Origin of the sequence: Micrococcus sp. UYEF5, assembly GCF_040546065.1 — a bacterium.
Lineage (GTDB): Bacteria > Actinomycetota > Actinomycetes > Actinomycetales > Micrococcaceae > Micrococcus > Micrococcus luteus.
Map to the genome: position 1 here is coordinate 1 of NZ_JBEPNB010000020.1, position 7,976 is coordinate 7,976.

The following is a 7,976-nucleotide window of genomic DNA, read 5'->3' on the forward strand; positions in this document are numbered from 1 at the left end:
GCGACCCGGTATGACAAGTACGCGATCATCTACAGGGCCGCTGTGGTCCTGAATGCTGTGCTCGCATGGTCAAAACGATTGTCAGACATGCCCTACGCCCGCCCGTACTCCTCAGAGACGGCCCGGCGTGAGGCCCTGCAGGTGTGGGTGAACCACTACAACTACCATCGGCCTCATACCTCCTGCGCAGAGGCTCCTCCGGCCTCACTGGCCCCAGCGCGAGTCAACAACGTCATGCCCTCCTACACCTAGCGACCCGACCAGTCCAGCCCGGACCGCAGTCGGTCATTGTGACGGACGGGACGGCGGGGTCTTCGCCACGCGCTGCACCTGGATGCATCCTTCTTCCACGAGAGTCAGATTCCAGGGGAACCGTCTTGCAGGCCGAGACGCCCACATCACTGTCGGAGTTCTGAAAAGCCCCCCGCTGCATCAACAATCCATGTCGCTTTTTACGCAGAATAAATTACCCTCTCTTCAATTTCTGCGATTTTCCCAAGTGAGGATGATGGGATGAACCAAGGTCTGGTCAAGTGGTTGACGACCGATCGCGCGGCTTCCTCGAAAAGCGTCCGAATCAACAACGGATGGAAACGCTCGGATGGAGATCCACACCACCGCGGGTCGTCGGCATACCCCAGTGGTCGATGGGCCTGACCAAGCGGGCAAACTATTCAGGCGATGTGAGTCAATAACATTTGATAAACGCCGAGTAGATTTGGCGGACATTTCTCATGCAACTTTAAGTCTATGCGCCCGAGGATTAATTAAAAGCCAGGTAAGGTATCTTCTGGCTGACATCGAACCTGTGCGCCATCTCGGCCGTTGAGATACCCATCTCAGCAATCGCCTTCGATTGCCTCGCACGGGTACACCCGGCTGGACATCCTGGCGGGCAGATGCCCGATGTCGGCGGCGAGGCCACACCCCACCTTGCCCTGCGACCGGTTACCGGTGGTAATGTGCCGCCATTATTCATTCGACCCCTTATGGAGCCCCTGAATACATGAGCGACGGCCCAGCCGCCTGCCCTGGTGACAGTCCGAGCGTCACCCCCACCCCACCCCGCAGCTGGCGGGGTCGCCTGCACCTCGTGGGGAGGTGACTCAGGCATGGATCCAGTCCTGACACTGATCCTCGGATCCCTCATCATCCTGGCGATCATCGCCGCCAACGGCTTCTTCGTGGCCCAGGAATTCGCGTACATGTCTGTAGACCGCGTCCGCCTGCAGACCGCCGCCAAGGCCGGCGACCGCGCCGCCGCCCGCGCACTGCAGGTCACTCGCCGCACCTCCTTCATGCTCTCCGGCGCGCAGCTGGGGATCACGGTCACAGGCCTCATGGTGGGCTACGTGGCAGAGCCGATGGTGGGTGCGGCCCTGACCGAGTTGCTCGGCGGCACCGCACTGCCTTCTGAAGTGGTCATCGCCATCTCCACGCTGGGCGTACTGGTGGTGGCCACCCTGGTGCAGATGATCATCGGCGAGCTGTACCCCAAGAATTTGGCCATCGCCAACCCCGAGCCCCTGGCCCGCGCTCTGGCCCGGCCCACACAGATCTACCTCGGCCTGTTCGGCTGGCTCATCTGGGTCTTCGACAAGGCGGCCGAGGTGCTGCTCAAGCTCCTGCGCATCGAGCCAGTGCACGACGTCGACAGCACCGCCTCCGCCGAGGACCTGGACCGCATTGCCCTGGACTCCAGAGCTTCCGGATCCTTGCCCGCGGAGGTCTCCGTCCTGATCGACCGGGTGCTGGACTTCCCAGACCAGGACGTGCAGCACGCGATGGTGCCCCGCTCGCGTGTGGACGAGGTTCAGCCCCAGACCTCCCTGGCTCAGGTGCGCGACCTGATGGCCACCGGCCACACCCGCTACCCGGTGATCTCGAACGAACACGAACCGCTCGGGGTAGTCCACCTCACCGACCTGCTCGGTGAGACCCGGATGGCCCCGGACACCCCCGTGTCCGCCCTGATGCGCCCTGCACTGGTGCTGCCCACGATGATGTCCCTGCCCGACGCAGCCCGGGAGCTCGACGGCTCAGGGCAGCAGATGGCGTGCATCGTGGACGAGTTCGGCGGCTTCGTCGGCGTGCTCACAGTGGAAGACCTCGCGGAGGAGCTCGTGGGCGAGCTCACGGACGAGCACGACCTGCACCCCCAGGAGGAGATCACCGCCACAGGCCTGCACTCCTGGGTCCTGAGCGCAGAGGCCCACCTGGACGAGCTCGAGCGCCTCGTCGGGCACCCCCTGCCCGTGACCGAGGCCGAGTCCGCCGCCGGTCTGACCATCGACGCTCTGGGCCGTCTGCCCCGGGAAGGCGAGGTCATCACGATCGACCTGCCCGAGGACCCACGAGACTTCGGGGCTGAGGAGGTCTACGACCGCCACCTGCAGGTCGAGGTCCTCTCCATCCAACGCAGGGTCCCAGCTCGACTGCGGATCCACCTCATCGAGGTGCCCCGCTCTGACACCGCCGGCAGCCATGCCGCCCACGAGGCCCAGCCCGACGCCACCACGGACGAGGAGCGATGATGCACGGTCCACTGATCGTCATGCTCGTGACCACAGCGCTGATCGTGCTCAGCGCGATCTTCGTCATCATGGAGTTCTCCCTGCTGGGCGCCCGCCGGCACCGGCTAGAGGCCGAGGCAGGACGCAGCCGCGCCGCGCGGGCCGCTCTCAAGGGAGTCGACGAGCTGACCCTCATGCTCGCCGCAGCCCAGTTGGGCATCACCTTGTGCACCTTCGCCCTGGGGGCGATCACCAAGCCGGCCGTCGACGCATGGCTCGGCCCCGTCCTGGAGGACTGGGGCATCCCCGCAGCGGCAGCCGGAACCGCCTCCTTCGTCCTGTCCTTGCTGGCCGTGACCTTCCTTCACCTGGTCATCGGGGAGATGGCCCCCAAGTCCTGGGCCATTGCCCACCCCGAGACCGCAGCCAAAGCCGTGGCCGTGCCCGCACGCGCCTTCGTCTGGACCGTTCGCCCCCTGCTGCTGCTGGCCAACCGGCTGGCCAACCGCCTGGTGACCCTCAGCGGCGTCACCCCCGTGGACCAAGCCGCCGTGGGCGGCTACGACGCAGCGGCCATTCGTCAGCTGGTTGAGCACTCCGCCGCCGCCGGCACCCTGGACCGGCAGAACCATGAAGCCTTGGCCGGTGCCCTGGACCTTCAGACCCTCACTCTCGGGGACCTCCTCCCCCAGGGTCAGCACCCGGTCAAGGTCGCCCCCGACGCCGACGTCGAGGCGGTCCAGAATGCCGCTGCGTGCTCAGGGCACTTGCGTATCCTGGTCCAGCCGGACCATACCCCTGAGAGCGTTCCGGGCGTCGTCCACGTGCGGGACACCCTCACGATGGAGCCTTCTGCGCCAATCCAGCCGCTTATCCAGCAGGCTCTGACGCTGCCCTCCACCACACCGTTGCACGAAGCACTTGCCTCCATGCGCCGCAACAGCCGCCAGCTGGCCGCAGTAACCCAGGACAACCGGTTCACTGGGGTCGTCACCCTCACCGACGTCTTGCGCGGAGTGTTGCCCCGCGCGGCTTGAGTCCACACCTCGGCAACACCACCGCGGGGGCCGCTGAAACGGCCCCCGCGGTGGTGTGGACAAAGAATCAGAATCGGCACAGTGGCCTCGCCCCCCATTCCGGCCTCAATGGGCTCAGTCATGCTCCGACTCACGGGCGTGTAACGGCTAAATCGGTCGTTTGTGGCGGCTGCTCGGTGTGCCGCCCGGTGTCATGTGTGGCTTGCGCCGCTATATGGCGGGGTTCTGTCGGAGCTCAGTGGCGGCCTCCAAGCACGCGGGCAAGAGGGCGCTGCGAGTGAGGCTCACGTTCCGCAAGCCGATCCTTCACCGGGACAGCGGCCGACGGCAGGCCGGAGGAATAGGCGTCGCGATAGGGTGCACCCCGCGCAACAGAACCGTTGCGAAAGGTCTAACACCCCAACGCAACAGAGTGGGCCGCCATGCGCTGCCACGGGCCCGTGAACTTCGGTGTCACAGGTAGCGGCAGACATCCTCGGGGGAGCACGTGGCCGGGTCGCCGGCGGCGGCGTCCTCGCGCAGGTCGGCGATCGTGGTGCGTAGCTGCGCGAGCTCGGCGAGTTGCCGGTCGATCACATCAAGGCGGGTGTCGAGCAGGTCGGTGACGTGCCGGCAGGGGGCCTGCCCCCGGTCGCGGATGTCCAGCACCTGACCGATCTGGGCCAGGGTCAGCCCGGCCGCTTGCCCCCGGCGGATGAAGTCCAGCCGGTCGAACACCTCGGCGCCGTAGTCCCGGTAGCCCGCCGGGGTGCGGTCCGCGGCGGGTAGCAGCCCGACCTCCTCGTAGTACCGCAGGGTCTTGCTCGTCGTGCCCGACGCCCGAGCCACCTCACCGATCCGCATGCCACTCATTCTCCCCCTTGACCTTCCAGTGCACTGGAAGGTCGATCCTGAGGGCGATGAAGGAGGAGTTCATGACGGCAACGGCTAACAGCAGGTCGTATGACCTGGCAATGATCGGGTTCGGTGGGGCGGCGTTCGCGGCCGCGATCCGCGCCACCAACCTCGGCAGATGGGTGGTGATGATCGAGCGTGGCACCGTCGGCGGTACCTGCGTGAACACCGGGTGCGTGCCCTCCAAGGCCTTGCTCGCGACCGCCGAGGCCCGCCACGTCACACTCGACGCCTCCCGGTTCCCCGGCCTGCCGCTCCCCGAAGTCCGGCCGGTCGACATGCCCGCCTTGATCGCCGGCAAGGATCGGCTCGTCGGGTCACTGCGTGGCGAGAAGTACCTGGACCTGGCCACCGAGTACGGATGGGATCTCCACCCCGGGGACGCCACGTTCGTCGGCACACCCAGCGAGCCGGCACTGCGCGTCACCGGCCCTGACGGCACGGTGGAGACGGTCCGGGCCGCGCACTACCTCATCGCCACCGGCTCCAGGCCCTGGGCGCCGCCGGTCCCCGGCCTGCAGGAGGCCGGTTACCTGACCTCGACCACCGCGATGGAACTGGACCACGTCCCGGAGTCGCTGCTGGTCATCGGCGGCGGCTACGTCGCGATGGAGCAGGCCCAGCTCTTCGCTCGGCTCGGCGTCCGGGTCACCATGCTGGTCCGCTCACGGCTGGCGTCCCAGGAAGAACCCGAGGCGTCCACCGCCCTGGATGAGATCTTCACGGACGAAGGCATCCAGATCATCCGCGGCGCGGTGCCCAGCGCGGTCCGCCGCGACCCGGCCACCGGCGAGGTCACGGTCACTGCCACCACCACTGACGGCTCACAGGAACTCCGGGCGGCCGAGGTACTCGTCGCCACCGGGCGCCGCCCGGTCACCGCCACGCTCGGTCTCGACACCGTCGACGTGCGCACCGGCGACCACGGCGAGGTGGTTGTCGACAGCCATCTGCGCAGCACCAACCCGCGCGTCTGGGCTGCCGGTGACGTCACCGCCCACCGTCAGTTCGTGTACGTCGCCGCGGCCCACGGCGCCCTCGTCGCCGACAACGCCCTCACCGGCGCCGGCCTCGAGGTCGACTACCGCCACCTGCCCCGGGTCGTGTTCACCAGCCCCGCCCTGGCCGCCGTCGGGATGACCGAACGGCAGGCCTCCGCTGCCGGGATCCGCTACGACAGCCGTGTCCTGTCACTCGCGCACGTCCCACGCGCGATCGTCAACCGCGACACCCGCGGGTTCATCAAGATGGTCACCGACGCCGACACCGGCCGCATCATCGGCATTACCGCCCTGGCCCAGGACGCCGGCGACCTCGCCGCCGCCGGGGTCTACATGCTCGAGGCCGGCATGACCACCAGCCAGGTCGCCAACCTCTGGAGCCCCTACCTGACCATGGCCGAAGGCCTCAAGCTCACCGCGCAGGCCTTCACCACCGACATCGCCAAGCTCTCCTGCTGCGCGGCGTGAACCTGCCCCGCACACAGGGACACCGATAGGGGACCGCCTCGCCCCGGGGCGCGAGACAAGAAAATGGGCGCCGATCAGCCCTACTTACTGGCACCCCTGCGTATCGGACCTGCAACCACCGGGGAGTTCAGTCGATGCAAGAACTCCCGTCCCAGGCCTATATCTGGACGTCTTCACGACCTCTACGTGCTCGACCCGACGAGGACAGCACTGGACGACGCGATGACCGCCTTGCGGCGCCGCCATGAGGCCGCGGTCCGTTTGGGCCGCGTCACCGCACCACCATGACCACGATCGTCACCACGTAAGCCGCGGCGACCAGACCGATCCCCAGCAGGGTGAGCACCACCCCGCGCCGGGCCGGCCGCTGGCCCTCGTCCGGCCCGGGGCCCTTGCCGTGCTTCGCGGTCATCGCGCGCTCCTAAGACGTTGCTCAAGCATGTGCGGCTCTCGCGAGCGGGCTTCCGTGCCGAGTGCTACCAGCTCAGGTCGTGACAGCCGTCGCTGCCGGCGCCCTCCACCTGCAAGGTGGCATGGGCGATACCGTAACGGTCGCGCAGCACCCGGCGCGCGCCGGCAAGCACGGCGCCGTGGTCCGCGCCCTGGTCAGCGACCAGGTGGGCCGTGGCCACGTTCATCCCCGACGTCAGGGTCCACAGGTGCAGGTCGTGGACCTCCTCCACCCCCTCGACCGCGTCCAGGTCACCGGCGACGTCCTCCGGGTCCACCCCTTCCGGGGCGTGCTGGCCCAGCACCGCGATCACCTGCCTGCCCAGAACCACCGCCCGGATGATGACGAAGACCGCGATGAGCGCCGCGACCACGACGTCCCAGATCGGCTGGCCGGTGAGGATGATCAGCACGCCGGCGACCATGACACCCACCGACCCGGCGGCGTCGGCGATCACCTCGTAGTAGGCGCCCTTGACGTTCAGGCTGTCCTCGGCCCCGCTGCGCAGCAGCAGCATGGAGATGATGTTGATCACCAGGCCGGCGAAGCCGACCGCGAGCATGGCGCCGGAGGCCACCTCCGGCGCGTCACCCAGCCGGCTGATGGCCTCGACCACCACGTACACCCCGACCGCGAGCATCGCCAGCACCGCCAACGCCGAGGCGAACACCTCGGCCCGGTAGGAGCCATAGGTGCGTCGCCCCGTGGAGTCCGGCCGGCTCGCGATGCGCGTCGCCAGCAGCGCCGCACCCAGCACCACCACATCGGCAGCCATGTGCCCGGCATCCGACAGCAGCGCCAACGACCCCGACACCAGCCCCGCGACCAGCTCGATCAGGAAGAAGCCCGCCGTCAGGGCGAACGCCCCCGCCAGCCGCCGACGGTAGCGGCCACCGGCATGCCCGGTCGCCGGGGCATGGCTGTGTCCCGCCCCCATCAGCCCTGCCCCTCGTGGCGGGCGTGCTCACGGGAGACGTCCAGCAGCATCCGCACATGCCCGTCAGCGAGGCGGTAGTACACCATCCGCCCCTCCCGGCGGTTCTCGACCACCCCAGCGGTACGCAGCACCCGCAGCACCTGGGACACCGACGCCTCCGCGACATCGACCGACGCCGCCAGGTCACACACGCACAGCTCGCCGGCCTCCAGCAACGCATACAGCGCCCGGGCACGGCGCGGGTCCCCCAGGAGCTTGAACAGCCCGGCCAACCTGCCGGCCTCGCGCTCGTCGGGGATCCTCTCCCGGGTCAGCGCCACCTTCTCCGGATGGACGGCGGTGACCTGACACGAATCCAACGGCGTCACACTCATGCCACGACCATACACCTATGCAGATATCAGCAGCGGGAGCCACACACGAGAGGTCAGCAGGTTCTGTATGGTCAGCGCATGCTGACTATTGCTTCGCGGCTGGACGTGATGAACCGGCTGGGCCGGGCGATGGCCGACCCGACCCGCTCCCGCATCCTCATGACACTCCTCGAGGGCCCGAGCTACCCGGCGGTACTCGCCCGCGACCTAGGGCGTGTCTGAGAATAGATGCACGAGTCAGCTGAGACCCTGGGGACATGTCCCGGTTCCAGATGCTCTCTGACACCCAATGGGAGTTGAT

Annotated in this window: 8 protein-coding genes and 1 pseudogene; 5 read left to right on the forward strand and 4 right to left on the reverse strand. The window is 67.8% G+C overall.

Annotated features, from left to right (window positions below; genetic code table 11):
• From ABIB16_RS11045 to ABIB16_RS11055, 3 genes are all read left to right on the forward strand, one after another.
• A partial coding sequence (locus ABIB16_RS11045; protein ID WP_354436285.1) for an integrase core domain-containing protein occupies positions 1–252 on the forward strand: 252 nt, incomplete at its 5' end.
• A gap of 860 nt (positions 253–1,112) precedes the next feature.
• Positions 1,113–2,534, forward strand: a complete 1,422-nt coding sequence (locus tag ABIB16_RS11050; protein ID WP_036337238.1) for a hemolysin family protein — start codon at positions 1,113–1,115, stop codon at positions 2,532–2,534.
• Entirely contained in the window at positions 2,534–3,550 is a 1,017-nt protein-coding gene (locus tag ABIB16_RS11055; RefSeq protein WP_036337237.1) for a CNNM domain-containing protein, read from the forward strand. The genes ABIB16_RS11050 and ABIB16_RS11055 overlap by 1 nt, the downstream gene beginning before the upstream one ends.
• Positions 3,551–4,003: 453 nt before the next feature.
• Here the strand turns inward: ABIB16_RS11055 and ABIB16_RS11060 are convergent, their stop codons facing one another.
• Positions 4,004–4,393, reverse strand: coding sequence for a heavy metal-responsive transcriptional regulator (locus ABIB16_RS11060; protein WP_354436286.1), 390 nt, complete (start codon positions 4,391–4,393; stop codon positions 4,004–4,006).
• A 56-nt stretch (positions 4,394–4,449) separates the two neighbouring features.
• Here ABIB16_RS11060 and merA point away from each other — a divergent pair, with 56 nt between their 5' ends.
• Positions 4,450–5,913: a mercury(II) reductase gene (gene merA, locus ABIB16_RS11065; protein WP_354436287.1), complete on the forward strand. Its 1,464-nt coding sequence runs from the start codon at positions 4,450–4,452 to the stop codon at positions 5,911–5,913.
• A 271-nt stretch (positions 5,914–6,184) separates the two neighbouring features.
• Here merA and ABIB16_RS11070 read toward each other — a convergent pair whose 3' ends face one another.
• The 3 genes from ABIB16_RS11070 to ABIB16_RS11080 form a co-directional block, all read right to left on the reverse strand.
• The gene (locus ABIB16_RS11070) at positions 6,185–6,325 is read right to left on the reverse strand and encodes a hypothetical protein (RefSeq protein ID WP_002854087.1); all 141 of its coding nucleotides are present in this window, start codon (positions 6,323–6,325) and stop codon (positions 6,185–6,187) included.
• A gap of 64 nt (positions 6,326–6,389) precedes the next feature.
• Positions 6,390–7,301 carry a cation diffusion facilitator family transporter gene (locus ABIB16_RS11075; RefSeq protein WP_185194715.1) on the reverse strand — a complete coding sequence of 304 codons (912 nt, stop codon included), beginning with the start codon at positions 7,299–7,301 and terminating at the stop codon, positions 6,390–6,392.
• Positions 7,301–7,675: an ArsR/SmtB family transcription factor gene (locus ABIB16_RS11080; RefSeq protein ID WP_044659923.1), complete on the reverse strand. Its 375-nt coding sequence runs from the start codon at positions 7,673–7,675 to the stop codon at positions 7,301–7,303. The genes ABIB16_RS11075 and ABIB16_RS11080 overlap by 1 nt, the downstream gene beginning before the upstream one ends.
• Positions 7,676–7,753: 78 nt before the next feature.
• Here ABIB16_RS11080 and ABIB16_RS11085 point away from each other — a divergent pair.
• Positions 7,754–7,885: pseudogene (locus ABIB16_RS11085) on the forward strand (ArsR family transcriptional regulator); the annotation flags it as partial.
• Positions 7,886–7,976: the final 91 nt, after the last annotated feature.

What these genes read in the sequence shown, in the direction of transcription:
- ABIB16_RS11050 (WP_036337238.1), top strand. Translation starts at nt 1,113, where the DNA reads ATGGATCCAGTCCTGACACTGATCCTCGGATCCCTCATCATCCTGGCG.
- ABIB16_RS11055 (WP_036337237.1), top strand. Translation starts at nt 2,534, where the DNA reads ATGCACGGTCCACTGATCGTCATGCTCGTGACCACAGCGCTGATCGTG.
- ABIB16_RS11060 (WP_354436286.1), bottom strand. Translation starts at nt 4,393, where the DNA reads ATGCGGATCGGTGAGGTGGCTCGGGCGTCGGGCACGACGAGCAAGACC.
- merA (WP_354436287.1), top strand. Translation starts at nt 4,450, where the DNA reads ATGAAGGAGGAGTTCATGACGGCAACGGCTAACAGCAGGTCGTATGAC.
- ABIB16_RS11070 (WP_002854087.1), bottom strand. Translation starts at nt 6,325, where the DNA reads ATGACCGCGAAGCACGGCAAGGGCCCCGGGCCGGACGAGGGCCAGCGG.
- ABIB16_RS11075 (WP_185194715.1), bottom strand. Translation starts at nt 7,301, where the DNA reads ATGGGGGCGGGACACAGCCATGCCCCGGCGACCGGGCATGCCGGTGGC.
- ABIB16_RS11080 (WP_044659923.1), bottom strand. Translation starts at nt 7,675, where the DNA reads ATGAGTGTGACGCCGTTGGATTCGTGTCAGGTCACCGCCGTCCATCCG.